Raw genomic sequence first — 26,229 nt, forward strand, 5'->3', positions numbered from 1 at the left:
GATCGAGCTTAAGGCGCGCTTCGACGAAGAGCAGAATATCAACTGCGCGTTCGAGCTCGGCCGCCCAGTTGATATTCTGCTCTTCGTCGAAGCGCGCCTTAAGCTCGATCACGGCGGTGACCGATTTGCCGGCATCGGCCGCGTCGATCAGCGCACGGATCACCGCCGATTGCTTGCCCGCGCGATAGAGCGTCTGCTTGATCGCGACCACGTCCGGATCGCCCGCCGCCTGCTTGAGGAAGGCCAGCACGACGTCGAACGTCTCGTACGGATGATGGACGACGATGTCCTTGGAGCGGATCGCCGCGAAACAATCGCCGCCATGTTCGCGGATGCGTTCGGGGAAACGCGCGGTGAACGGCGGGAATTTGAGATCGGGCCGATCCTCGTCGACCAGCTCCGCCAGATCGCCGACCGCGAGGAATTCCGAGGTATCGACGATCACGTCCTCGGTGCCGCCAATCTCCTCCTTGACCAGGCGCGCGAGCGACTTCGGCATGTTGGGGGTCGGTTCGAGCCGGATGATCCGGCCCTTGCGGCGGCGCTTGATCGCGGATTGGAAGTAACGGACGAGATCCTCGGCTTCTTCCTCGATCTCGATATCGCTGTCGCGGATGACGCGGAACGCGGTGTCGCCGAGCATCTGGTAGCCGGGAAACAGAACGTCGGTGAAGCGGCGGATCAACGTCTCGATCGTGACGTAGCGCGCCCGGCTGCCCGGCAGGCGGATGAAGCGCTTGAGCGTCACCGGCAGCATCACCAGTTCCTGCGTCGGCTCGCCGTCGGACAGACGCTTCAGATCGAACAATAGCGTGAAGCCCTTGTTCGGAATGAACGGAAAGGGATGCGCCGGGTCGAGCGCCTGCGGCGTCAGGACCGGGAATATCTGGTTGCGGAAATGCTCTTCGCACCATTGGGCGATGTCACCGGTGAGGTCTTCCTTTTCGAGCACCTCGATCCCGGCCTTGGCGAGATCGGCGCGCAAGGTGAGCCAGACCTTCTGCTGGACGTCGGTCAGCTCATCGGCGCGCTGGGCGATCGCGGTCAGCTGCTGCCCGGTGGTCATGCCATCGGGCGAACGATCCTCGATCGCCTGCAATTGCTGGCCCTTGAGACCCGCGACACGGACCATGAAGAATTCGTCGAGATTGTTGCCCGAGATGGACAGGAAGCGCAGCCGTTCCAGCAAGGGGTGCGCGGGATTGCAGGCCTCATCGAGCACGCGCTGGTTGAACGTGATCCAGCTCAATTCGCGATTGAAATAGCGCTCCGCTGGCGCGATCCGCTCGTCCGAGCCCTCGACAAGCTCGTCGTCGTTGGTCGGTGCAGAGTTCGGCTGGTCCATCGGGAAAGCTTACGCCTCGATTTGTGACTCGTCGATGACTCCGACCGCCGCCAATGCCCTTCGGGCCAAGGGCACGGTCAGCCGCTGACGCTGCTCGTAGGCCAGTTCGTCGAGCGCATCGATCGCACGATGCACGCCGAAATAAGAGCGTTCGATGCGCGGCACGAGATAACGGACCAGCTCGGGCGGCGCCGCCAGCCCGCGCACATGACATAATTTCTCGATCAATTGCCCGGCCAGATCGTCGTCGGGCTCCTCGATCCGCACCACTGGCGTCGCCGCGAGACGCGAGCGGAGGTCGGGCAGCCGCACCTCCCAGGCCGGCGGCGGCGCGTCGGCGATCAGGATCAGGGGGCGGCGGCGCTCCTGCGCGCGGTTCCAGGCATGGAAGATCGCTTCCTCGTCCGCCTCTTCGGCATTGTCGATCAGCTCGCCGCCAGCCTTGCCCGTGACGATCCGCCCCAAAAGCGAGCGGCCCGATTTGCGCGGGCCGGTCAGGATCGTCGCCATCACCGGCCACAAAGACCAATGTTCGAAATGGCGGATCAGGGGCTGGTTCGCCTCCGAAATCAGATAATCCTGTTCCTTGTCCCCCGCCGGCCAGTCGAGCGGCAGCGCGATCTGGCTCATTTTGGCCGCGTCAGGCGGAGGCCTCCGCCGGTATCCTGGACAGTGTAGCCGGCCGAGGCGAGCGCGGTGCGGAACACCTGCGGATCGCCGTCATAGGCAACGCGCAGGACCGAAATGCCGCCGAGCGCGACGCTGTCGGTCGCGACCGCCTTGACCCCAGGCAGCGCGCGCAGGCTGGCCTGGATCTGGACCAGAGCGGGATCGTCGGGCGTGTCGACCTGCACCAGGAAGGTGGACGGCGCGCCCGCCAGCGCGATCGCCGAATCGGCCTCGACCGTCGGCTCCTCGGGAAGAGCCGGCACCGCCGCAGGCTCCACGATGAGCGAGCTATCGGTTCGCAACCGCCCGTCACGCAGCGCCTGACCATAAGCCTCGTCGATCCGCCGTACGCCTTCGTCGAGCATGCGCGGCAGGTGATCGCTGTCGGACGCGCTCAGATCGAAGCGCGCAATCACGTCGCCGTCGGGCCCATGCAGCGCCGAGAAATGCGCCACCACCGGCCCGCCGGGATATTGGCGGACGAGCTGGACGGTCGGCATCACCACATCGGATGCGCCATATTGGTCGAGCAGATTGCGCCACAGGCCACGGCCGGGCCGCCCTGCCTGCGCCGCGTTTAGCACCAACGGATCGAGCCCGGTGCCGACCGGCCGCACATAATCGATCGGGCTGCCGCCCGAACGGAAGCGCGCCCAAGCCTTCTGCCATTCGGTGCGATGCTCGAAGCTTTGCGGCGCGCCGCCCGACCACATCACCGGAATCACCAGCATCGGCACCGAGCGCACGCCCGCCTGGGCCTGACCAAGCGCCTGCGCGGCGCGGCTACGATCGAACAAAACGCCGAGATGCGCGATATAGCGGTGCGCGCCGATCTGCTCGTCCTCGACCTCAATCCCGGCAACCATCGAATCGAGCGCACCGTCGCCTAGATTGGGCGCATTCGCCTCGGGCTGATTGTTCACCTTGGCCCACAAAGTCTTCCACGCGCGGCGCTGCGCGAGCCGCCAGCCGAAGGTGCGCGCCTGATCGGCGGTCTTGGCGGAAACGTCGACCGCGACGTTGCCGACCTCGTAATTGGCCGAGCTGTCGATCGGCGGCACGCCGCGATCGTTGCCCGCAATCTGGGCGATAGCGAGCCCGGCCAGCCCCAGCAGGGCCACCGAACCGGCGATGAGGGAAATGCGGCGAGCGGGCGTCACGGTTGCGCCTTGTGGCGAAAGCCCCGTGGATTTCCAAGCAGGATATGGATAGTCGCGGCGCATGACCGGGGAATCCTATAGCTACGCCAAGGCCGGCGTCTCGATCGCAGCGGGCAACGCGCTGGTGAATGCGATCAAGCCGCTGGTGCGCGCGACACGGCGTCCGGGTGCGGATGCGGAGATTGGCGGCTTCGGCGGCTTCTTCGATCTCAAGGCGGCGGGCTATGAGGATCCGCTGCTGGTCGCGGCCAATGACGGGGTCGGCACCAAGCTCAAGCTCGCGATCGACAGCGGGCGGCACGACACGGTCGGGATCGATCTGGTCGCGATGTGCGTCAACGATCTGATCGTCCAGGGCGCCGAACCCTTGTTCTTCCTCGACTATTTCGCGACTGGCAAGCTCGACACCGGTATCGCCGAGCAGGTGATCGCGGGCATCGCCAAGGGCTGCCAGATCGCCGGCTGCGCGCTGATCGGCGGCGAGACGGCGGAAATGCCGGGCATGTATGCCGAAGGCGATTATGACCTTGCCGGCTTCTCGGTCGGCGCGGTCGAGCGCGCGCAGGCGCTGACCGGCACGAAGGTCGAATCGGGCGACGTTCTGCTCGGCCTTGCCTCGTCGGGCGTCCATTCGAACGGTTATTCGCTCGTGCGGCGGCTGGCGGCGGACAAGGGCTGGAAGCTCGATCGCCCCGCTTTGTTCGACCAGGACCGGCTGCTGATCGATGTGTTGATGGAGCCGACGCGCATCTATGTGCGGTCGCTGCTGCCTTTGGTGCGTGCGGGCAAGATCAGCGCGCTGGCGCACATCACCGGCGGCGGCCTGCTCGAAAATATCCCGCGCGTCCTGCCCGAAGGGCTGCACGCGACGGTCGATGCCGATCTGTGGCCGCAGCCGCGGCTGATGGCGTTCCTCCAGGCGCAGGGCGCGATCGAGCCCGAGGAAATGGCGCGAACCTTCAATTGCGGCATCGGCATGGTCGCTACGGTGCGCGCGGCCGACGTCGCCGAGGTCAGCACGGCACTGCAGGCCGCGGGCGAGACGGTGTTCGGGATCGGGGCGATCGCGGACGGCGTGCGCGGCTGCACGGTGCGCGGCTCGACCGAAACCTGGAGCGCGCGTGCCGCCTGGTCCGCCACGCACAATGGCTGAACGCCGCGCCAAAGTCGGTATCCTGATCTCGGGGCGCGGCTCCAACATGGCCTCGCTGATCGAGGCCGCACGCCGGCCGGATTGCCCTTATGAGGTGGTCCTGGTCGTTTCCAACGTGCCCGACGCGGCGGGTCTGGCCTTCGCCGCCGCCAACAATATCCCGACCTTCGCGATGAGCCATATCGGCCTGAAGCGCGCCGAGTTCGACGCGCTGGTCGACGGCGCCCTGCGCGATGCCGGCGTCGAATATGTGGCGCTGGCCGGTTACATGCGCCTCCTCTCGCCCGGCTTCGTCGAGAAATGGGCGGGGCGGATGGTCAATATCCACCCTTCCCTGCTGCCCGCCTACAAGGGGCTCGACACGCACCAGCGCGCGATCGACGCGGGTGAGGCCAAGCACGGCTGCTCGGTCCATATCGTCACCGCCGAGCTGGATGACGGGCCGATCCTCGCGCAGGCCGAGGTGCCGATCCTGGAGGGCGACGATGCGGACGCGCTCGCAGGGCGCGTGCTGATCGAGGAGCATAAGCTCTACCCGGCCGCGCTCGCCCAGTTGGTGCGGGGCAAATGAGCCCCGATCCCGAAGCCGATCTGGAACGGCTGCGGACGATCTGCCTCGCCTTGCCGCATGCCGCCGAGAAATTGTCGCACGGCATGCCCGCTTTCTTCATCGAGAAGGGCAAGATCTTCGCCTGGTTCTGGCACAACCATCATCGCGACGGGCGCACGGCGGTTATGGTCAAATTGAGCGGCATCGAAGAGCAGGAGATGCTGATCGAGGCCGATCCCGATCTCTATTACCGGCCGCCTTATCTTGGCCCGTTCGGCTGGATCGCGATCCGTGCCGACCAGCCCGATACCGACTGGGAGCATATTGCCGACCGGATCGCTATCAGCTGGGATCTGATCGTGCCGCCGAAGCTGAAGGAGAGAATTTAATGGCCGAAACGCCGCAGGAACGCGCCGAGGCCGCACGCGTCCGCCGTCGCTGGATCAACCTGGGCGAGCTCGTCGCGGTGCTCGCGCTGGTGATCTCCGCGCTGACGCTGTGGAACAGCTATCGCGAACGCACGACCAACGAAGCCGAACATGCACAGGAAAGCGCGCAATCGGCCAAGAAAGCGACAATCCTTATCCTGAAGGCGACGGCGGACAAGGACGGCCGCACGCTCGCGCTTGCGCCGCATGCCGACGAACAGGCGATCCAGAGCCAGACCATCTATTTCCCCGCCAAGCTCGGCGTCTCGCCCGCCGAAACAAGCAGCGATGCGCGGATCGAGAAAAGCTGGTTCGAAAGCGCTCTCGTCAGCGCGCGCAAGGCGGCCGGCGTGGAAACGGCACCAGGCGACGCGCGCGTGCCGGTGCTGATCGAGACGCATTATCTGACCGACGGCGACGCGCACATCGATCGCGCGCTCTACGAGATCGGCTACGTCACCAGCCACAGCCTGATCGGCGGGACCGATGTGCATCTGCGGGGATTGTCACGCACCGGGCCGGTATCGAGCGACGATGTCGGCCAGAAAAGGATCGATGCCTCGTGGGCGACGAGGATGGCGCCGAAGAAATAATTATCGTCACCCTGAACTTGTTTCAGGGTCCAACGCCCAACAAGCGCCGAGCGTGAGGATGGGTGGATGCTGAAACAAGTTCAGCAGACGATAAAAGAAAAGGGGCCCGCCTTGCGGCGAGCCCCTTCGAAAAGCGCTGGGCTTACTGGATCAGCCGACAATCTCTTCCGGCTTGAAGAAGTAAGCGATTTCGATCGCCGCATTCTCTTCGCTGTCCGAACCGTGGACGGTGTTGGCCTCGATCGACTCGGCCAGTTCCTTGCGGATCGTGCCGGCGTCGGCATTGGCCGGGTTGGTCGCGCCCATGATGTCGCGGTTGCGCTTCACGGCATCGTCGCCTTCGAGGACCTGGACCACGACCGGGCCCGAGATCATGAAGCTGACGAGATCGCCGAAGAAGGGGCGCTCGCGGTGGACGGCATAGAAGCCCTCGGCCTGCTCGGTGGTCATCTGGATGCGCTTGGAGGCAACGACGCGCAGGCCGGCTTCCTCCAGCATCTTGGTGACCGCGCCGGTGATGTTACGGCGGGTGGCGTCGGGCTTGATGATCGAAAAGGTGCGGGTCGTCGCCATGGCGATGCCATTGCTCCATGTTGAAATGTGTGGAAGTCGGCGCGCCTCTAGCCGTACCGCAGCCGCCGCGCAACCAGCCGATCGCAGCTTAGCGCCGCTTCCAGTCCTTGCGGGTCATGGCAATGAACGCATCGCTGGCGCCACTGGGAACATTGCGGCCTATCAGCGCCGCCAATGTCGGCGTCTTAGTGATCGCATCGAGCCCTTCTGCCGTGAAGGCATTCAGCTGGGTCTTTTCGTCGCCCCAAATATGGCGCGAGAGCAAGGGATTGGTCAAAGCCTGCGAGAAGGCATCAACCGCGACCATCGTTAGGATTAGTTCGGGCAGCGGCGAATTCTTGACCCTATCCTCGGCGAACAGCCCAACATAGAAATCGACTGTATCAACGCCGCCCGGATAAGCAGCTGCAAGTCGCCGCCGAATTTCGGGATTGGAGCTAATCTCGTCAACTGATTTGCGCGGCTTGAGCGACATCGCCACGCGATAGGCATTGTAGCTGGCAATGCGGTTGGTGCGCCCTTGCTGGATTGCTTTCAACTCAACATCAATCAAGTACGAGGCGGTGTTCCCCATCCCTAGCGCTGCGGCTGGTTCCGAGCTCAACCATGTAACGGCATTACGTAGCCCAGCGGAAATCAGCAGCGGATTGTTGAACCGGAGTGTGTCGGTTCCGATCCGCTGTCCGTTCCAGCTCATCGTATCGGGAACCAGCGAATGCCAACGATAGAGCAGACTGAATTCGGCCGTGATCCAATTGGGCCGATTCCAGCTCGCATCCCAAGCAACCTCAGGATCCGCCCTGAACAGACCACCGGCTGGAGAAATGTGATTAATATATTCTTCGACCACTAGCTTTATGAACATCACAATTATGACGTTCCGCGTAATCTCGAACACATGATCATCGTCCCAAGCGGGATTCTTTGTTTCAATCACATGGGCGAGCCGGTTATGCTCGCGCAGAAACAGCGTGTTGAGCATCGACACCTGGACATTTGCATTGGCGCGATCGCCTCCAACGGCGAACAGGGTCGGGCGTCCCGCTACGGGAACTTTGTCCAGACCCAATGGCTCATCAAGCGCGTGGAATTCGGGTTTGAGCTGGCCGGCCGCGTCGAACATGAAGGGCGGCCATTCCTCGCCACCGATAAGCTGTGACTTGAGCCGCCCGCGCTCGCCGGCAACGGTGTTCAATCGGCGCAGAGCGCGCGTCTGCCCGTCATTTCGACCGTAGAGCGCGCACATGTCGAGGTCGTGGTTGGAAGTAGTGCGACGCCGATCCGTATCAGCATCGATATTCGACACCATGGTTCGGATGAAACTATCTGTCAGATATTGGGCGAACGCCGGAAAAAGCATCGTGGATTTGACGCACAGCGTCTGTTGCGGGTCGATTCGTCGGAACAGATCAGCAGCAATCGTGTCGGACGGTTGGTTCGGGATGTCGATCGCGGGCAAATGGCGGGCGCTATAGGTCCGATCCGAAAGGCCGGCCCAGGTAACATAGTCAAACTTTGTGCTCCATGGATGCGGCCGGTTGCGGGTCCGCTCCACGATCCGGTTAACTAGGATGCGATTTACCTGGCGTGCAAACCACGGCCACTCGCCGGCAAGCCCTCGCGCCGCTGAAGTCAGTATGTCGACTATTCCGCCCATGCGCCCCCAGCGAATGATCTGGGTATCCGCTTATCTGGCCGAACAAGACGCTACAAGAAGACGCTACCGTAACGGATAAAGTTATCCGTGTAGGACTGGATTGCGTCGATGAGGGCTTGCGTTGATCAGATGCTGCAGACTGCCGCCCAAACAGCAGCAGATTGGATCCGACCTAACGATCGACGCACGCTCACTTCTCCAGCACGTCCTTCACATATTGATCCAGCAGGCGCACCCCGTAACCCGTCGCACCCTTGTCCCACAAAGTGCCGGGCTTGGAGGCCCACACCATGCCGGCAATGTCGAGATGCGCCCATTTGACGCCTTCGTCGACGAAGCGGGCGATGAACTGGGCGGCGGTGATCGATCCGGCTTCGCGCGGGCCGATATTCTTCATGTCGGCGATCGGCGAGTCGATCATCTTGTCGTAGGCCTTGCCCATCGGCATCCGCCAGAGCTTCTCCTCGACCGCCTTGCCAGCGGACAATATCTGATCGGCCAGCGCGTCGTCATTGGCGAAGATGCCGCCATGTTCGTGGCCGAGGCTGACGATCATCGCGCCGGTCAGGGTCGCGAGATCGATGATCGTCTTGGGATGGTAGGCCTGCTGTACCCACCAGATCGCATCGCACAGCACCAGCCGCCCCTCGGCATCGGTGTTGAGCACTTCGACCGTCTGGCCCGATGCGGTGGTTACCACGTCGCCCGGACGCTGCGCATTGCCGTCGGGCATGTTCTCGACGAGCCCGCACACGCCAATGACGTGCGCCTTGGCCTTGCGCAGCGCGAGCGCCTTCATCGCCCCCGCGACCGCGCCGGCGCCGCCCATGTCCCATTTCATGTCTTCCATGCCGGGACCGGGCTTGAGACTGATGCCGCCGGTATCGAAGGTCACGCCTTTGCCGACGAAGGCGACCGGATCGGCCTTGCCACCGGTGCCGTCCCACTTCAGGCAGAGCAGGCGCGCCTCGCGGATCGAGCCTTGCGAGACGCCGAGCAGCGCGCCCATGCCGAGCTTGCGCATCGCGGCTTCGTCGAGCACCTCGATCTCGATGCCGAGCCCCCTGAGCTCCTGACAATGCTCCACGAAGGTCTCGGGATAGAGGATATTGGCGGGCAGGGTGACGAGGGTACGGGTGAGATCGACGCCCTCGGCCACCGCCCTGAGCGGCGCCCAGGCGGCTTCGGCGGCGGCGAGGGCATCGCCGACCACGATCTCGATTGCGGTCAGCGTCGGCTTCTGCTTTTCGGGCAGCTTGGTGCGATAGAGATCGAAGCGCCAGCTGCGCAGCATCGCCGCCTGCGCGATGCGCGCGGCAAAGTTAGCGCGATGGGCCGAATCGATGCCGGTGACATCGATCACCAGACCGGTCTCGCCCGAGGTGAGCAGCTTGGCGACGAGCGCCCCGCCCGCCTTTTCGGCGGCGAGATCGGCACCCGTGCCGACCAGCAGGATGCGGCGGACCGCGCCGTCGACGCGGCCGTGCAGGTCGACGATGCTGCCCGGCTCGCCCGAGAAACTGGCGGACGCGGCGCGAGCGATATCGACCAGTTCGGCGGGCACATGGCCGTCGACCGGTTCGTCCTTGGCGATGGGCAGAGCGAGCGAGCGCGCATCGGAAGGACGGTCGGTGCGGAAGGAGATGGTGAGCAAGAAACAGGCCTTTCGAGCTGGATTGCCATGCCTATTAGGCTCCCCTCCTACGCTGTCAAAGGCGACGAAGCGCAGTTTTGAGCGATTGCCGCGCGTGCAAAGCCACGATAGGGCCGCGGCCCATGCAGCGGCGTACAAGCTGGGGACGGACACGCGTCGCGACAGCACCGCTGGCGGCGGTCATCGCTGCCTGGAGCATATCCGCGCACGCGCAGGATCTGACCAAGACCCCCAGCGTCCAGCCGCCGTCTCCCACCAAGGAATCGCAGGCCGCGCCTGAGGATGAGGTCACCTTCTCCTCGGCCCAGCTCGATTATGACAATGATGCCGATATCGTCACCGCGACCGGCGATGTCCGCATGTTCCGCAACGGCGCGCGGCTGCGCGCGGACAAGGTCGTCTGGAACCGCCAGAGCGGCGAAGTGCGCGCGATCGGCAATGTCGCAGTGGTCAATGCCAACGGCGACACGGCCTATGGCGACAATGTCACGCTGACCGACGAGCTGCATGACGGGGTCGCCGACAATATGCTGCTGGTGCTAGCCAATGGCGGGCGGCTCGCGGCCAAGCATGGCGAGCGCAAAGGCGAGATCACGACGCTCAACCATGCCGCTTATTCGCCCTGCAAGGTCGAGGACGATAGCGGCTGCCCCAAGCGTCCGTCGTGGCAGATCACCGCCGTCCGTGTGATCGTGGACGAAGGCAAGCACCGCATCAGCTACCGCGATGCGCGCTTCACCGTATTCGGCCAGACGATCCTGGCGCTGCCGGCATTCTCGCATCCCGACGGATCGGACACGGGCCAGGGCAGCTCGGGCCTGCTCCTGCCCAATTTCCAGGTCAACAAGAGCAACGGCGTCGAGATCGACCTGCCTTATTATCTTCAGCTCGGCACCAATCGCGATCTGACGATCACACCGCATCTCTACACCGCGGTGCTGCCCGCACTGGAGGCGCAATATCGCGCGCTGACCGAGCGTGGCGCCTATCAGGTAAGCGGCATGGTCACCTACGGTTCGCGCCTCCCGGCAACCGCCGGTACCGGCATCGCCACACCGGTGGCGGAGACGGACAAGGATTTCCGCGGCTATATCGACGCCAACGGCACCTGGCAGCTCGACCCTAATTGGACGATCCATGGCGCGCTGCGGCTGGCTTCCGATCGCACCTTCATGAAGCGCTATTATATCTCGAACGACGATCGGTTGCGTTCGACGCTGAAGGCGGAGCGGATCGACGAGGATAGCTATCTTTCGATCGCGGGCTGGTTCGTGCAGGATTTGCGGGCACCCACGACCACCGTCGGCGGGCCCACCAACAATTATCGCGAAGGCCAGCAGCCGATCGCCTTGCCCGCGATCGACTATCGCCGGCGCTTCGCCGATCCCGTGCTCGGCGGTATTTTCACCGCGCAGCTTAACAGCCTCGCGCTGACCCGGACCGACGGGCAGGACACGCAACGTGCCTTCGCCGGGCTGCGCTGGGACCTGCGCACGCTGACGCCGATCGGTCAGGAAGTGACCTTCACCGCTTATTCGCGCGCGGACATCTACCACACCGACGACAGCGCCGCGACGACGACCCCGCTCTATCGCGGCGTGGACGGCTGGCACGCGCGTGGCATCGGCGCGCTCGCGGCCGACATGCGCTGGCCGTTCGTCGGCGAATTGTTCGGCGGCACCCAGCAGATCGTACCGCGCGTCCAGATCGTGGCGGAACCCCACGTCAAGAATCTGGACATTCCGGACGAAGATTCACGTTCGGTCGACCTAGAGGATTCCAACCTTTTCGCGCTCAACCGCTTCTCCGGCTATGACCGGTGGGAAGATTCGAGCCGCGTTACCTATGGTGGCGAGTGGAATTACACGCGCCCCAAACTCGATATCCGCGCGATCGTGGGGCAAAGCTATCGGCTGAGCAGCGAACCGACCATCCTGCCGCCCGGCACCGGCCTGTCCGATCGCTTCTCCGACTATGTCGGCCGGGTGACCGTGAAGTACGGCAGCCTGATCGAGGTGACCGAGCGCTTCCGCCTCGACAAGGACAATCTGGCGGTGCGGCGCAACGAAATCGACGCCACCGTCGGCAGCCACAACACCTATGTCGAAGTCGGCTATCTCAAGTTCAATCGCAACATCGATACGTCGATCGAGGATCTGCGCGATCTGTCCGAGGTCCGGCTGGGCGCGCGCGTCCAGCTGGCGCGCTACTGGTCGGTATTCGGGTCGACCGTGATCGATCTGACCACGCACAAGGACGACCCGACCTCCATGGCCGACGGCTATCAGCCGGTGCGCGATCGGCTGGGACTGCTCTACGAGAATGAGTGCATCTCGCTGGGGGTGACCTGGCGCAAGGATTATGACCAAACGGGCGACGCGCGACGCGGCAGCACGTTCAGCTTGCGGCTGGCCTTGAAGAATTTAGGCCGCTAAGCGTGCGTTCAGCCATATTGGGCCATGGCGGGCCCTTACCGATAAGCGACGGAGTGGGCGTGAAGGGACGTAGGATGATGCGTGCGGGGAGTTTTCTCGCCGCCATGATACTGACGGCGACACCCATGATGACGCGGGCGCAGTCCGATGACGATCAGTCGGCGGCGAGTGCTCTGGGCCTTTCCGACGATGTGAAGCTGCTGGCGCCGCGCGACCCGTCGGTGCGCAAGGCGACCGCGATCATCAACGGTGCGATCATCACCGATACCGACGTCGATCAGCGTCTGGCGCTGGTGCTCGCGTCGAGCAACGGCAAGATTCCGGATGACGAAAGGGAACGGTTGCGCGCGCAGGTCCTGTCCAACCTGATCGACGAGACGCTCGAGATCCAGGAGGCTGCCGCCAACAAGATCACGATCGAGAAGTCCGAGGTTGCCGCCTCCTACGCGCGCGCCGCCAACCAGTTCAAGAAGACGCCTGCCGAATTCAGCGCGATGATCAAAGGCATGGGATCGAGCGACGTTTCGCTGAAGCGCCAGATCGAAGGCGAAATGGCGTGGCGCCGCCTGCTCGGGCGCGAGGTCGAACCGTTCGTCAGCGTGAGCGACGAAGAGGTCAACCAGGTCATCAAGCGGATGCAGGCCGACAAGGGCGCGCCGGAATATCACGTCTCCGAAATCTATCTGTCGGCGACGCCGGCGAACGAACAGCAGGTGGCGGCGAACGCCCAGCGTATCCTCGAACAGATCCGCCAGGGCGCGTCCTTCCCGGCTTATGCACGCCAATATTCGGAAGCCTCGACCGCGCCGGTCGGCGGCGACTTGGGTTGGGTGCGCGCCGAACGGCTGCCCGATCAGCTCGCCAATGCGGTGAAGGACATGACCCCCGGCCAGGTCGGCGGACCGATCCCGGTCGGTGGCGGCTTTTCGATCATTGCATTGGTCGACAAGCGCCAGGTGCTGACCACCGATCCGCGCGACGCGCTGGTGACGCTCAAGCAGATCACGATCAGCTTTCCGGCCAACGTCGACAAGGCGACGGCGCAGCCCAAGGTCACCGCCTTCACCGAAGATCTGAAGACCCTCAAGGGGTGCGGCAACGTGGCCGACTTCGCAAAGAAGTGGAATGCGGAGATAGTCGACAGCGACCAGATCAAGATCCGCGATCTGCCCCCGCAGCTCCAGCCGATCCTGATCGACCTGCGCGTCGGCGAGGCGACCCCACCGTTTGGCGGTTCGGAGGGCGGCGTCCATAGCCTGGTCGTGTGCGGACGCGACGATCCGATCGACAAGACCGTGCCGTCGTTCGACGAGGTCTCCACGCAAATGTCGGACGAACGCGTGAACATGCGCGCACGCCGTTATCTGCGCGACATACGGCGCGATGCCGTCATCGAATATCGCTGACGGGCTGCCCCCGCTCGCGGTGGCGCTCGGCGATCCCGCCGGCGTCGGCCCCGAAGTCGCCACCAAGGCCTGGGAGCGCCGGGTCGAGCAGGGATTGCACCCCTTCTTCGTGGTCGGCGACGTGCGCTCGATCGAGGCGGTCTGGTCCGGCCCGATCGCGCGCATCTCCGAACCAGCGGACGCGTTGGCCGTGTTCGGCGAGGCGTTGCCGCTGATCCAGCTTGAAGATGCGGGCGAGATCATACCGGGCGAGCCCAATATTCCCGGCGCGCGCTGCTCGCTGGATTCGCTCGAACTTGCGGTCGGCCTGGCGCGATCGGGCGCGGCCTGCGGCCTGGTGACCGGACCGGTCTCCAAGGCGCAGCTCTACGGCATCGGCTTCGTCCATCCCGGTCAGACCGAATTCGTCGCCGAACGCTGTGGTATCGCACGCGAAAATGTCGTGATGATGCTGGCGGGGCCAACCTTGCGCACCGTGCCGATCACCACGCACATTCCGCTCAAGGACGTGTCGGACGTCATTTCGATCGACCTGATCGTGTCGCGCGCGCGCACCACCGAACGCGGTCTGGCGCGCGATTTCGGGATCGAGCGGCCGCGCCTCGCTATCGCGGGGCTGAACCCCCATGCCGGCGAAAGCGGTGCGCTCGGCCGCGAGGAGATCGATATCGTCATCCCCGCGCTCGAACGGCTGCGCGAGGAAGGCATCTATATCGACGGTCCGCTCGCGGCGGATACGATGTTCCATCCTCGCGCGCGGGCGCGATACGACGCCGCGCTGTGCCTCTATCACGATCAGGCGCTGATCCCGCTCAAGACCCTGCACTTCGACGAAGGCGTCAACATCACGCTCGGTCTGCCGATCATCCGCACTTCGCCCGACCACGGCACCGCGTTCAACATCGCCGGCAAGAATCAGGCGGATCCGGGTGCAACCATCGCCGCGATCCGGCTCGCTCATGAATGCGCGGAGAATCGCGCGCGCGTCCAGTGAAGCTGGATCTGCCGCCGCTGCGCGACGTGATCGCGCGGCATGGCCTGTCCGCCGAGAAATCGCTCGGCCAGAACTTCCTGCTCGACGGCCAGTTGCTCGACCGGATCGCGCGCATACCGGGCCCGCTGGACGAAGCACGCGTCTATGAGGTCGGCCCGGGACCGGGCGGGCTTACCCGCGCGCTGATCGGCGCGGGCGCGCACGTCACCGCGGTCGAGCGCGATCGCCGCTGCCTGCCCGCTTTGGCCGAATTGAGCGACGCCGCTCCGGGCAGACTGCACGTGATCCAGGGCGATGCGCTCGACATCGACGAAGCCGTGACCGTCGGCGAAGGCGCGCATATCGTCGCCAACCTGCCCTACAATGTCGGGACCGCCTTGCTGGTACGCTGGCTCAGCGGGGAGCGTTGGCCGCCCTGGTGGCAATCGCTGACCTTGATGTTCCAGAAGGAAGTGGCGGAGCGGATCGTCGCGAAGCCGGATAGCGATCATTACGGCCGGCTGGCGGTGCTCGCCCAGTGGCGCGCGACGCCCAGGATCGCGCTGCCCGTCCACCGATCGGCCTTCGTGCCCCCGCCAAAAGTGATGTCGGCGGTCGTGCATATCGTACCCGCAGCGCAGCCCGAGGGCGTTCGCTTTGCCATGCTCGAACGCCTTACCGCCGCGGCCTTCGGTCAGCGGCGCAAGATGCTGCGCCAGAGCCTCAAGGGCTTGCCCGGCGGACTGGCCGCGCTGGAAAAGGTCGGGATCGATCCGACCCGTCGCGCCGAAACGCTGACGATCGAGGATTTCGTGGCGGTTGCGCGCTCGCTTTCCTGATTATTGCTGCTTCTGGGTCTCGGCTTCCTGGCCCTTGGGCGGAACCTTGGTCGTCGCCTGCGCGACCGCGACTTCGACCGGCGGACCCTTGGCGATAGCGGCGTTGAGCGCCACCGCCTGCGGGCAACTGCCCTTGCAGAGCTGGTTGATGCGCGCGAGGTTGACGCGGGCGCGTTCGACCGCGCCCTTCTGGACCATCGCCTCGCCCTGGCCGGCGAGCGCGGTCAGATCGTTGGGATCCAGCGCGAGCGCGTCGCGATAGAAGCGCACCGCCTTGCCCGGCAGCCCCTGCCCCTGCGCGACCCGACCAAGCGCGACATAAGCGCTGCGGTTACGCGGATCGATCGCGAGCGCGCTTTCAAGCATGTCTTCCGCGCCGGTGAAGTTGCCGGCGGCGCGCAGCGCCTCGCCCTGATGCAGCAAAGCAAGGCTGCGCGGATCGATCTGATCGTCCCGGCGCTGGCCGAAGCTGCTTGAGGAAAGGGTGGCGAGACCAAGCGCGAGAACGAGCGCGACAGGCGAGAAACGCATCAACAACTCCAGTATATGAGATTGGCGATCTAGCACGTGCGGGCCAGCGCGGCGATGAAAAAGCCGTCCGTGCCGTCATGGGCGGGCGTGAGCCGGCGACCGGGGCCGTGCGGGAGCCCTGCTTCGAGCGGATCGACAAGCGTCCACTCCGGGTTGGCGGCGCGGAAGGCGTCGATCTGGGCCTTGCCCTCCTCGTCCAGCAGCGAGCAGACCGCGTAAACCAGCCGTCCGCCCGGTTTGACCAGCGGCGCGCCGGTCCTGAGGACGGTCGCCTGCATCGCGCGCAACCGGTCGAGCCGGTCGGGGGTCAGGCGCCAGCGCGCCTCGGGATTGCGGCGCCACGTGCCCGTGCCCGAACAAGGCGCGTCGATCAGCACCACGTCCGCCTGGCCCGCGAGATCGGCGAGCGCCTGCGCCTCGCGATTGCCGTCGAGCAGTCGCGCCTCGATGAACGTCGCGCCGGCGCGCTGGGCGCGCGGCGCGAGCCGCGACAGGCGCGAACGATCGACATCGCAGGCGATCAGCCGCCCCTGCCCCGCCATCGCCGCCGCGAGCGCGAGCGTCTTGCCGCCCGCTCCCGCGCACAGATCCACCACGATCATGCCGGACGCGGCGGCGCAGGCAGCGACGATCAGCTGGCTGCCCTCGTCCTGCACCTCGACCCGCCCCTGATTGAAAGCAGGCAGATCCTCGACCCTGGAGCCTTCGGGCAGGCGCAGCGCATCGGGTGAAAGCGCGCCCGGCACTGCGTCCGGCAATTCACGCATTATCTCGTCCCGCGTCGCCTTGAGACGGTTGACCCGCAAATCGAGCGGCGCGCGATCGAGCAATGCCGGCAGTTCCCCCGGTCCGAGCGTGGCCGCGAGCTTCTTCTCAAGCCAGGCGGGCGCAATCCCGGCGGGCGCCGCGGGTTCATCGCCAATCGGCACCGGGCAATTATGCGAACCATCGAACAGGTCGATCAATTCGGGCCGATCCTGCGTCAGCCCGATCAAAGCCGCGCGTCCGCTCGCCGGCAGCTCGCCCGCGCGGCGGATCGCGGCGTAAGCCAGCTCGCGGACCGCGCGGCGATCCTTCGAACCGGCATAGCGGCGCGTCTTGAAATAGCGCGCGATCAGCGTATCGGCGGCGGCCCCGCCACCACGCGCGGCGGCGACTACCTCATCGACGATCTCGATCGCGGCCTGGAGGCGAGCGGCCGGAGTCATTCAGCCATGCCCGCGGCGAAAATCACCCCAACGAGGGGTAATTGGGGGCCTCGCGCGTGATCGTCACGTCATGGACGTGGCTTTCACGCAGGCCCGCATTGGTGATGCGGATGAAGCGCGCGCGCTGGCGCAGCTCCTCCAACGTCGCGGCGCCGGTATAGCCCATCGCCGCCTTCACGCCGCCGACGAGCTGATGGATCACGTCCTTGGCCGGACCCTTATAGGGCACCTGGCCTTCGATTCCTTCGGGCACCAGCTTCAATTGATCGCGCACTTCCTGCTGGAAATAGCGGTCGGCCGAGCCGCGCGCCATCGCGCCGACCGATCCCATCCCGCGATAGGATTTGAACGCACGCCCTTGATACAGAAAGGTTTCGCCCGGCGCTTCGTCGGTTCCCGCGAGCAAGGATCCGACCATCACGCTCGATGCGCCCGCCGCCAGAGCCTTGGCGACATCGCCCGAGGTGCGCAGCCCACCATCAGCGATCACCGGCACGTTCGATTTCCAGGCTTCTTCGGCAGCTTCCATCACCGCGGTGAGCTGGGGCACGCCGACGCCCGCGACGACGCGGGTGGTGCAGATCGATCCCGGGCCGATCCCAACCTTGATCCCGTCCGCGCCCGCGTCGATCAGCGCGCGCGTTCCTTCGGCGGTGGCGACGTTGCCGGCGATGATCTGGATCGAATTGGACAGGCGCTTCACCCGCTCGACCGCGCGCGCCACTTCCCTGTTATGGCCGTGCGCGGTGTCGATCACGATCAGGTCGCACTCGGCGTCGATCAGCGCCTCGGTGCGGGCAAAGCCCTTGTCGCCGACGGTGGTGGCCGCGGCCACGCGCAACCGGCCGGTACCGTCCTTGGTTGCGGTGGGATAAGTCACCGCTTTCTCGATATCCTTGACCGTGATCAGGCCGACGCAATGATAGGCTTCGTCGACCACCAGCAATTTCTCGATCCGGCGTTGGTGGAGCAGGCGCTGGGCATCGGCCGAGCTTACACCGGTGCTGACCGTGGCGAGATTCTGGCTCGTCATCAGTTCCGCGACCGGCTGATCGGGCCGCTCGGCAAAGCGCATGTCGCGATGCGTCAGAATGCCGACCAGCTTGCCGCTTTTCTCGACCACCGGAAAACCGGAAATGTGATGACGCTCCATCAGCGCGCGCGCTTCGGCCAGTGTCTGGGTCGGCGTCAGCGTAATCGGATTGACGACCATGCCGCTTTCGAACCGCTTGACCGCACGCACCGCAGCCGCCTGCTCATCGATGTCGAGATTGCGGTGGAGCACGCCGATGCCGCCCAGTTGCGCCATCACGATCGCCATGTCGGCCTCGGTGACGGTGTCCATCGCCGAGGACATGAACGGGATCATCAGGCCGATTTCGCGCGTCACGCGGGTGCTGGTGTCGGCGGCAGTCGGCAACACCTCGGACGCACCAGGCCGGAGCAGTACGTCGTCAAAGGTAAGGCCGAGTTCGATGGTCATGAATCCCCGCGGATGTAAGAAGGATTCGGGGCCATATAGGCGGGGGATGCCCGGTGCGCTAGGCCAGCCCTGCTCGCCTCAGCGCATGTCGCGCCGCATCCACGTCCATCGCCTCGATCATGCGACCGCGGAAACGCTCGGCACCGCCGGTCGCGGCCGCGATCAGCGCACGCGCTTCCTCCAGTTCCTCGGCCGATGGACCGAAGACCGCATTGGCCACATCGATCTGATTGGGGTGGATCAGACTCTTGCCATCGAACCCCATCGCCCGCCCGGCGATACAATCCACTTCGAGGGCCTGCGGGTCGTCGAGCCGATTGAACACGCCGTCGAACGCGGCGATCCCCGCCGCGCGGGCCGCCAGCACGATCGATTGCAGCGCCAGCGTCAGCCCGGCCCGCCCGCCCGGCAGGCGCAGCGCGGAGGTGAGATCGTTCGAGCCCGCGAGCAGGCCGACGACGCCCGCCACGCCGGCAATGTCGCGCGCGGCATAGATACCGGACGGCGTTTCGATCATCGCCAGTAGCGGCCGCGCGAGCCGGCCCGCCAGCGCCTCGGCATATTCGGGCGTCTCGACCTTCGGCACGACGATCAGGTCAATCGCCGAAAGTCCGGCCAAAGCCGCAAGATCGGCGTCGTGCCACGGTCCTCGTCCGTTGAGCCGGACGGCCAGCAGCCGTTCGCCCCACGTGCCGTCTGCGGCGGTTACCGCCGCCGTACGCGCGCTGTCCTTGTCGGCATCGGCGACGGCATCCTCCAGATCGAGAATGACCAGGTCGCACGCCAGCCCGCGCGCCTTTTCGATCGCGCGCGGATTGGAGGCGGGCAGAAACAGGGCCGAACGAATGTTATCGAGCATCGTCATCCTCTAGCGCGCCGCGTGCCCACACAAAATCGCAACCTGTCCTAACCGGCTATTAACCTCGCTCGGTCAGAAAGCGATCATGGCCGACACGCCCGATCGCGATCAGAAGACAGAATCGCCGACGCCCAAGCGCGAGCGTGAGGCGGCGGAGCGCGGTGACGTCCTTCAGTCGAAAGAGCTCAGCACGGCCGTCACCGTCCTCGCCGGCGCCGCCTGGATCGCGCTCGCGGGCCCGTGGATGGTCGGCGCGTGCGAAAGGATGCTCGGGCAAGGCCTGACCTTCAACGCCGGCGACATCGCCAATTTCAATCCCTCGCGCGCCATATTGAGCCTGCTGGCCATCGTGGTGATGCCGCTCGTGACCTTGTTCGCCTTTACCGCCGCCGCCGCGGTCGGCACGCCGGCGATGACCGGCTCACTTGGCTTCCGCCCGAGCGCGCTCGGTTTCAAGCCCGCCAAGCTCAACCCGCTGACCGGCATCCAGCGCCTGTTCGGTGTGCAGGGCATCGTCGAATTCGGCAAGGCCTTCGCCAAGGTCATCCTGCTCGGCAGCATCGCTTATTTTACGCTGCATGGACGCTGGGGCCAGATCATGGGTCTCGGCCGCCAGGACATCGTGAGCGGGCTTACCGATATCGGCCGGATCTTCCGCTTCATCGTGCTGGTGATGGCGCTGGCGCTCGGTGGCATTGCGGGGATCGACGTGCCGATCCAGATCATCCGCCGCAACGCCCGCATGCGGATGACCAAGCAGGAAGTTAAGGACGAGCATAAGGAATCGGATGGCTCGCCCGAGATGAAGGGCCATATCCGCAGCAAGCAGCGCGCGATCCTGAATGCGTCGGCGCGCAAGGCGGTCAAGGAAGCGACCCTCATCCTGACCAACCCGACCCACTTCGCGGTCGCGCTGCGTTACCGCCCGGGCTTCGACGCCGCGCCGATCGTTCTCGCCAAGGGCGCCGACGAGACCGCGCAGGCGATCCGCGAACTCGCCAACGACAATGCGGTGCCGATGCTGTCCTACCCACAGCTGACCCGCGCCATCTATTACACGTCGCGGCCGGGCGAGATCATCCGCGAGGACCTCTATATCGCCGTCGCGACGGTGCTTGCCTTCGTCTTCAACCTCGACCGCGCCATGGCCGAAGGCGTCGGCCAGCCGACGGTCGAGGTGCCGGCCGACGTCCGTTTCGACGAGGACGGCAATGTCGCCAATTAACCATGCGAGCCGCGACCCGGCGGCCTTAATCCACCTCCGTTTTAGCCGTTACTCCAAACCGGAGCCGATGCTGCAATGACCACAACCTCAGCCACCTCGTCGACCGCGACGCCCGCGACGACGTCGACGACCTCGTCGTCGGCGCCGAACGGTTCGGCGATCCTGACCGCGCTCGGCGCGGGTTCGGGCATCGACACGACGACGCTCGTCTCGCAGCTCGTCTCGGCGAGCTACGATCCCAAGGTCAGCGCGATCACCGATCAGCAGACCGCGAATACCGCCAAGATCAGCACGCTCGGCACGCTGACCAGCGGCATCGATGCTTTCGCCAGCGCGCTGCAGTCGCTGGTTGCGGGCGGGACGCTCAAGTCGCAGCCGTCCACCTCGGACAGTTCGATCCTGACGGCGACCACGCAGGCCGGCACCAACCTCAGCGCGCTCTCGGCGCAGATCGAGGTCCGTCAGCTTGCGACTGCACAATCGCTCGTTTCGACAACGCTTCTGACGGCCGCGACTCCCGTCGGCGAGGGCAGCCTCACGCTGAAAGTCGGAACGGGCACTTCGGCGCCTACCTTCAACATAGCGATCACTGCAGCCAACAACACGATGAGCGGGCTCGCCGCCGCGATCAACGCAACCAACACGGGCGCAACGCCAAGCGGTGTGACCGCGACCGTCGTGACGGATTCGAGCGGTGCGCGGCTTGTCATCAAGGGGCAGACCGGCGCGGCCAACAGCTTCTCGCTAGCCGCCAATGACGACGCGAGCACCGATCTGACGCGGTTCGCCTCGACCGGCGCCGGCGAGCAGATGACGCAGGCGCAGCCTGCGCAGGATGCGATCGTCCGCATGGACGGCGTCGACAGCAGCCACAGCAGCAATTCGATCGGCGATCTGATCCCGGGCGTGACGCTCAACCTGGTTTCGGCCAAGGTCGGCACCACGGTCAACCTGGGCCTGACGCGTCCGACCGACGCGATCACGCAGGCGGTGGGGGATTATGTCTCGGCCTATAATTCGCTGAAAGCCGAACTTTCGGCCGCGACCGCGGTCGGCAGCGGCGGCACCGGCCAGGGCCCGCTCTACGGCAACGCCGCGATCCGCCAGATGCAGACCCAGCTGTCGAAGATCACCTCGACCGCGCTCAGCTCCTATCCCAACGGGCCGCAGACGCTGGCTGAGATCGGCGTCTCGACCGGGCAGGACGGCACGCTCACGGTCGACAGCACCAAGCTCGCCACCGCGCTTGCGACCTATCCGGATGCGGTCGAGGCGATGTTCAATCCGACCCAACGCAGCGACAATCCGCTGATCAAGGTGACGAGCGCGATCGGCAATACCAAGCCTGGCACCTATACGGTCAGCAGCATCGTTCTAGGTCCGCCGGTCGGGGGAAAACTCGGCGTTGGTGTGGACCAGACCAGCTTCCTGCCCAGCTCTACCGATCCCAGTGGCCTGGTCGCCTCGATAACGTCGGTGGCTCCGGGCCTCGCTATCCAGGTGCTCGGCAATGTCGGCACCGCCACGATCACGATCGATGCTGGCCTGTCAGGCATTCTTCAGGGCATCCGCGACAGCCTGCGTGCGACCGGTGGCGTCCTGGATTCGCTCAGCGCCTCGCTGACCAACCAGACCAAGTCGCTCGCGGACGCACAAACCAAGCTGCAGACGCAGGAGAGCGCCTACAAGGATCAGCTCACCGACCAGTTCTCGACGATGAACACGCGCGTCGCGTCGTACAAATCGATCCAATCCTACATGACCCAGCAAATCGCAGCGTGGAGCAAATCAGACTAATGTTCGGAGCCCCATCCCGCTACGCCGCGCCCGACGCGCGCTATCGCGACATCGACGTTGCGTCCCGCGTCCAGGGCGCGACGCCGCATGGCCTTGTCCTCATCATGTTCGAGGAGCTTCTGAAGGGGCTGGGCGTGCTGCAGGCGGCCGAGGCCGCGCGCGATCTGGCACGCCGCAACGCCACGCAGGCGCGGGTCATTTCGCTGCTGCACGGGCTCGAATCCTCGCTCGATTATACCAAGGGGGGCGAGATCGCGGACAATCTTGGCCGCATCTACCGCGAGGCGCGCCGCTTGCTCGGACCGACGCCCGGCATCGACCGCCAGACCGCGATAACCCAGGTGCGCGATATGCTCGCCACCGTGTCCAGCGCGTGGGAGGCGATCGGCCCCGGCGTTAACGGAAATCTAACCTAGAATAGTAACGATTTGGAAAGGCTCTTGGAGGCATAGTTCGGGGGCATATTTAGGTGCAGAGGTGATTTATGGCGGTCGCTAAGCTTCGTGAAGAGTATCTGTCGACGCAGGCTTCGGCCGCGCCGGCGCCGCAGCTGGGCAGCGATCTGGGCGATTTCGCGTCCACGCCTTCACCCGTGCTCGCGCTTCAGCAGCATCTGGCCCAGCGCACCGTCGCTGCCACCGCAACCGATGTCGACAAATGGTCGCCGCGCCGCAGCCTGGCGCTGATCGTCTCGGCCTCCGCCGCCTTGTGGATGGCGATCCTGATGATGGGCGCCGAAGCCACCAAGCTGATCGCGTGAATTAACGTCTCCCTGGCGCGCCGGACTGCTAATGCAGACCGGCGTTGTCGGGATCGTGCTGGGGCCTGCTATTGCAGACCGGCGCTGTCCAGGTTGAGCTTGGCGACAGGAATGATCTGCGCCTTCGCCCCCTTGGCCTGCAATTTCGCCTGGAACTGCGCCGCGTCGCCGACCACGATCACGCTTGCCGGCGCCGGATCGATCAGCTCCTTCGAAACGCTGCGCACCTGTTCCGGCGTGACCGAGTTGACCCCGGTCGAATAGCGCCCGATTTCGCCCGGCGAGACATCTTCCAGCACCAGCCCGGCGAGGAAGCCGGCAAGTCCGTCGGTGGTCTCGACCTCGCGGCCAAACGATCCCACCAGCGTCGCCTTGCGCGCATCCAGTTCGGCCACAGGCACCAGATCGGTCCCCATCCGCGTCATCTCGCCGCGAATGAGATCGATCACGTCGGGGACGGTCGGGTTCTTGGTGCTGGTCGAAGCCGCGAGCGGCCCGGGCGAACGGCGTGCCTGGAAGGACGAGCCGGCGCCATAAGCGAGCCCGCGCTTGACCCGAATTTCCTGATTGAGCCGCCCGCTGAAGCCGCCACCCAATGCGGCATCGGCAACGAGCATCGGATAATAACGCGGATCGCTGCGGGCGATCGCAACGCGCGCGACCACCACCGACGCCTGCGGCGTCTGCGGCATGTCGACCACGACCATGTGCGGCAGGGCTGGAACGCCTGCCGACGGCAACGGTCGCGGCGGCGTGGCCGGCCTGGCCCAACCGCCGAACAAGGCCTTCGCCATCTGCTCGGCCTGATCGACGGTGATATCGCCCGCCATCACCAAAGTGGTCGCATCCGGCCGCCAATAAGCGCGGTAGCCGGCGGCAACGTCTGCCGGGCGGATCGCCTGTAGCGACGTCGGCGTGCCGTCCGCGGGCTTGCCATAAGGCCCATCGCCATAGACGGCGCGCGACGCGACCATCGAGGCAAGCTGATTGGGTTCGCTATAGGCGACCTTGAGACCGTCGAGCGCCTGGGCGCGCTCGCGTTCCAGCTCTTCGGGCTTGAAGGTCGGATGCATGGCGACGTCGGCGAAGACATTCATCGCCGGTGCGAGTTGGTCCGACTTGACCGTGAGGCTGAGAAACATGCCGTCCCGCACCGCATCGCCGCCGATCGCGCCGCCGAGCGTTTCGACCTCGCGCACGACATCGGTGGCCGAGCGGGTCGGCGTACCCTTGGTGAGCAGATCGGCGGTCAGCTCGGCAAGACCGGCCCGGCCCGCCGGATCGGTCGAGGAGCCGCCGTCGGCAACCATATAGGCGGTCACGATCGGCAGCGCGTGACGTTCGATCACGACCAGGCGCATGCCGTTGGCGAGATGGCGCTCGACCGGCACCGGCAGCACCGGCGTAACCGGCGCGCCCGGCGCGGGCGGCTGGACGCGCTCGGCCGGCGCCGCGGCGACCACCACCGGAACGTTGGGCGGAACAGCCAGGGCGGTCGTGGCGACCGTCGCCGCTATCGGCACCGATTCCATCGCTGCGCCATCCTGAGCGGGGAGATAGGTAATCGTCACCGCGCGATCGTCCGCGAGCAAACGCCGCGCGACGCGTTGGACGTCGGCGGCGGTGACTGCCTGGATCGCGGCGAGGCGCTTGTCGGCCGCGTGCGGATCCTGTTCGAGAATCACGTTGGCCGCGAGCGTACTGGCGCGCCCCTCGGCCGTCTCGCGCTCCTTGAGCGCGGAGGTCAGGACCTGGTTTCTGGCGCGGGTCAGTTCTTCGGCGGTGACGCCCTGATCGCGCATCAGGCCGACTTGCCGTCGCAGCCCCGCCTCAACCGTCTGCGGATCCTTGCCGCCGGCGACGACGCCATAGACCGAAAACATGCCCGCGCCCTTGCGCATGTCGGCCTGCACGCCCGTCTCCGCCGCGACCTGGTCATGATAGACCAGCGACTGATAAAGCCGCGAACTCTCCCCGCCCGACAAAATCCCGTCGATCACATTGATCACCGCGTGATCGGGGTCGGTGATGGGCGGCAACTGCCAGGTCAGCACCACCGCCGGCAAAGGCGTGTTGGGCGCATGCAGGATGTAACGTCGGCCCGCCGTGCGCGGCGGCTCCGCCACGAAAGTGCGCGGGATCGGCCAGGCCGGCCGCGCGATCGGGCCGAAATAGCGATCGACCCAGCGGTCGAGCTGGGCCGGATCGAAATTGCCCGACACAACCAGCACGGCATTGTCCGGCCGGTAATATTGAGCGTGGAAGGCACGCACATCGTCCAGGGTGGCGGCGTCGAGATCGGCGATACTGCCGATCGGCGAGCGCGCATAAGAGCTGGTCGTGTAGCTCGCCGCCGGCACGTCGAGCCGGAACAGATTGTCATAAGGCCGCGCCGCATCGCCGCGCAGCTCCTCCTCCACCACCTGACGCTCGGACACGAAGGTCGGCTCGTCCACCACCAGCGCGCCCATCCGCTCGGATTCCGCCCATAGCAGCCGCTCGAGATGGTTGGCGGGCGCGACCTCGTGATATTCGGTGAAATCGTCGTCGGTCGACGCATTGTTGTTGCCGCCGACATCCTCGGTCAGCCGGTCCATCTCCTCCGACGCCATGTTGCGCGTCGACTTGAACATGAGATGTTCGAACATGTGCGCGAAACCCGATCTCCCCTTGGGATCGTCGCGGCCGCCGACATCGTACCAGACCTGAACCGAGACGCTGGTCGTGCCCTTGTCGGGCATGGCGAAGACGCGGAGGCCATTGGGCAAGGTCCGTTCGACGAAACTGAGCGGCGCGATCGCGGCAGGCGCGGCATGGATCGGCGTTGCAAAAACGAGCGCGCTGGCAAGCGCGGCGAGCGAGACGAGGCGCATGGATGCTCCGGATTATGAGGGGCGCTTGGTGCGCCCAACGGCCGGATAAGAAAAGAGG

General features: G+C 65.4%; 23 protein-coding genes. 12 read left to right on the forward strand and 11 right to left on the reverse strand.

Annotation, left to right across the window (positions count from 1 at the left end):
• The 3 genes from ppk1 to VK533_RS14375 form a co-directional block, all read right to left on the reverse strand.
• On the reverse strand, positions 1 to 1,345 hold a 1,345-nt coding region (gene ppk1, locus VK533_RS14365), incomplete at its 3' end, for a polyphosphate kinase 1 (RefSeq protein ID WP_324378830.1).
• 9 nt (positions 1,346 to 1,354) lie between these two features.
• Positions 1,355 to 1,975, reverse strand: coding sequence for an HdaA/DnaA family protein (locus VK533_RS14370; RefSeq protein WP_324378832.1), 621 nt, complete (start codon positions 1,973 to 1,975; stop codon positions 1,355 to 1,357).
• Positions 1,972 to 3,174, reverse strand: a complete 1,203-nt coding sequence (locus VK533_RS14375; protein ID WP_324378834.1) for a heavy-metal-associated domain-containing protein — start codon at positions 3,172 to 3,174, stop codon at positions 1,972 to 1,974. The genes VK533_RS14370 and VK533_RS14375 overlap by 4 nt, the downstream gene beginning before the upstream one ends.
• A 61-nt stretch (positions 3,175 to 3,235) precedes the next feature.
• Here VK533_RS14375 and purM point away from each other — a divergent pair, with 61 nt between their 5' ends.
• From purM to VK533_RS14395, 4 genes are read left to right on the forward strand one after another with little or no spacing between them, the layout of a single operon-like run.
• Positions 3,236 to 4,327 carry a phosphoribosylformylglycinamidine cyclo-ligase gene (gene purM, locus VK533_RS14380; protein ID WP_324378836.1) on the forward strand — a complete coding sequence of 364 codons (1,092 nt, stop codon included), beginning with the start codon at positions 3,236 to 3,238 and terminating at the stop codon, positions 4,325 to 4,327.
• Positions 4,320 to 4,898 carry a phosphoribosylglycinamide formyltransferase gene (purN, locus tag VK533_RS14385; protein WP_324378838.1) on the forward strand — a complete coding sequence of 193 codons (579 nt, stop codon included), beginning with the start codon at positions 4,320 to 4,322 and terminating at the stop codon, positions 4,896 to 4,898. Before purM ends, purN begins: the two co-directional genes overlap by 8 nt.
• A complete protein-coding gene (locus VK533_RS14390; RefSeq protein WP_324378840.1) occupies positions 4,895 to 5,266 on the forward strand; it encodes an MmcQ/YjbR family DNA-binding protein in 372 nt (123 codons plus the stop codon). Before purN ends, VK533_RS14390 begins: the two co-directional genes overlap by 4 nt.
• On the forward strand, positions 5,266 to 5,898 hold the full coding sequence (locus tag VK533_RS14395; RefSeq protein WP_324378842.1) for a hypothetical protein: 633 nt from the start codon (positions 5,266 to 5,268) through the stop codon (positions 5,896 to 5,898). The genes VK533_RS14390 and VK533_RS14395 overlap by 1 nt, the downstream gene beginning before the upstream one ends.
• A gap of 150 nt (positions 5,899 to 6,048) precedes the next feature.
• Here VK533_RS14395 and ndk read toward each other — a convergent pair whose 3' ends face one another.
• The 3 genes from ndk to VK533_RS14410 form a co-directional block, all read right to left on the reverse strand.
• Complete coding sequence (gene ndk / locus VK533_RS14400; protein WP_324378843.1) at positions 6,049 to 6,471, reverse strand: nucleoside-diphosphate kinase; 423 nt, start codon at positions 6,469 to 6,471, stop codon at positions 6,049 to 6,051.
• An 88-nt stretch (positions 6,472 to 6,559) separates the two neighbouring features.
• Positions 6,560 to 7,930: a peroxidase family protein gene (locus VK533_RS14405; protein WP_324378845.1), complete on the reverse strand. Its 1,371-nt coding sequence runs from the start codon at positions 7,928 to 7,930 to the stop codon at positions 6,560 to 6,562.
• A gap of 388 nt (positions 7,931 to 8,318) precedes the next feature.
• Positions 8,319 to 9,782, reverse strand: coding sequence for a leucyl aminopeptidase (locus VK533_RS14410; RefSeq protein WP_324378847.1), 1,464 nt, complete (start codon positions 9,780 to 9,782; stop codon positions 8,319 to 8,321).
• Between the two features lie 122 nt (positions 9,783 to 9,904).
• On the opposite strand from VK533_RS14410, the gene VK533_RS14415 reads away from it, so the two are divergent.
• The 4 genes from VK533_RS14415 to rsmA all read left to right on the forward strand — a co-directional run bounded on the left by VK533_RS14415 (position 9,905) and on the right by rsmA (position 15,435).
• Entirely contained in the window at positions 9,905 to 12,217 is a 2,313-nt protein-coding gene (locus tag VK533_RS14415) for an LPS-assembly protein LptD (RefSeq protein ID WP_324378849.1), read from the forward strand.
• A 125-nt stretch (positions 12,218 to 12,342) separates the two neighbouring features.
• Positions 12,343 to 13,623, forward strand: coding sequence for a peptidylprolyl isomerase (locus tag VK533_RS14420; RefSeq protein WP_324378851.1), 1,281 nt, complete (start codon positions 12,343 to 12,345; stop codon positions 13,621 to 13,623).
• Positions 13,601 to 14,617 carry a 4-hydroxythreonine-4-phosphate dehydrogenase PdxA gene (gene pdxA / locus VK533_RS14425; RefSeq protein ID WP_324378853.1) on the forward strand — a complete coding sequence of 339 codons (1,017 nt, stop codon included), beginning with the start codon at positions 13,601 to 13,603 and terminating at the stop codon, positions 14,615 to 14,617. Before VK533_RS14420 ends, pdxA begins: the two co-directional genes overlap by 23 nt.
• Positions 14,587 to 15,435 (forward strand): 16S rRNA (adenine(1518)-N(6)/adenine(1519)-N(6))-dimethyltransferase RsmA, encoded by an 849-nt coding sequence (gene rsmA, locus VK533_RS14430; RefSeq protein ID WP_324378855.1) that lies wholly within the window; start codon positions 14,587 to 14,589, stop codon positions 15,433 to 15,435. The genes pdxA and rsmA overlap by 31 nt, the downstream gene beginning before the upstream one ends.
• Here rsmA and VK533_RS14435 read toward each other — a convergent pair whose 3' ends face one another.
• The 4 genes from VK533_RS14435 to VK533_RS14450 are packed head-to-tail and all read right to left on the reverse strand — an operon-like array spanning position 15,436 to position 19,516.
• Positions 15,436 to 15,966 (reverse strand): tetratricopeptide repeat protein, encoded by a 531-nt coding sequence (locus VK533_RS14435; protein WP_324378858.1) that lies wholly within the window; start codon positions 15,964 to 15,966, stop codon positions 15,436 to 15,438.
• A 29-nt stretch (positions 15,967 to 15,995) separates the two neighbouring features.
• Positions 15,996 to 17,174, reverse strand: coding sequence for an RsmB/NOP family class I SAM-dependent RNA methyltransferase (locus tag VK533_RS14440; RefSeq protein WP_324378860.1), 1,179 nt, complete (start codon positions 17,172 to 17,174; stop codon positions 15,996 to 15,998).
• Positions 17,175 to 17,196: 22 nt separating this feature from the next.
• Positions 17,197 to 18,657, reverse strand: coding sequence for an IMP dehydrogenase (guaB, locus tag VK533_RS14445; protein WP_324378862.1), 1,461 nt, complete (start codon positions 18,655 to 18,657; stop codon positions 17,197 to 17,199).
• A gap of 58 nt (positions 18,658 to 18,715) precedes the next feature.
• Positions 18,716 to 19,516 (reverse strand): CoA ester lyase, encoded by an 801-nt coding sequence (locus VK533_RS14450; RefSeq protein WP_324378864.1) that lies wholly within the window; start codon positions 19,514 to 19,516, stop codon positions 18,716 to 18,718.
• 85 nt (positions 19,517 to 19,601) lie between these two features.
• Between VK533_RS14450 and VK533_RS14455 the strand changes: the two genes are divergently transcribed.
• From VK533_RS14455 to VK533_RS14470, 4 genes are all read left to right on the forward strand, one after another.
• On the forward strand, positions 19,602 to 20,741 hold the full coding sequence (locus VK533_RS14455; RefSeq protein ID WP_324378866.1) for a flagellar type III secretion system protein FlhB: 1,140 nt from the start codon (positions 19,602 to 19,604) through the stop codon (positions 20,739 to 20,741).
• A 75-nt stretch (positions 20,742 to 20,816) separates the two neighbouring features.
• Positions 20,817 to 22,538: a flagellar filament capping protein FliD gene (gene fliD, locus VK533_RS14460; protein WP_324378868.1), complete on the forward strand. Its 1,722-nt coding sequence runs from the start codon at positions 20,817 to 20,819 to the stop codon at positions 22,536 to 22,538.
• The gene (locus tag VK533_RS14465) at positions 22,538 to 22,954 is read left to right on the forward strand and encodes a flagellar export chaperone FliS (protein WP_324378870.1); all 417 of its coding nucleotides are present in this window, start codon (positions 22,538 to 22,540) and stop codon (positions 22,952 to 22,954) included. Before fliD ends, VK533_RS14465 begins: the two co-directional genes overlap by 1 nt.
• Positions 22,955 to 23,022: 68 nt before the next feature.
• A complete protein-coding gene (locus VK533_RS14470) occupies positions 23,023 to 23,298 on the forward strand; it encodes a hypothetical protein (RefSeq protein ID WP_324378873.1) in 276 nt (91 codons plus the stop codon).
• Between the two features lie 68 nt (positions 23,299 to 23,366).
• Here VK533_RS14470 and VK533_RS14475 read toward each other — a convergent pair whose 3' ends face one another.
• A complete protein-coding gene (locus VK533_RS14475) occupies positions 23,367 to 26,171 on the reverse strand; it encodes a pitrilysin family protein (RefSeq protein WP_324378875.1) in 2,805 nt (934 codons plus the stop codon).
• Positions 26,172 to 26,229: the final 58 nt, after the last annotated feature.

It is taken from the genome of Sphingomonas sp., assembly GCF_035317925.1.
Taxonomy (GTDB): Bacteria; Pseudomonadota; Alphaproteobacteria; order Sphingomonadales; family Sphingomonadaceae; genus Sphingomonas_I.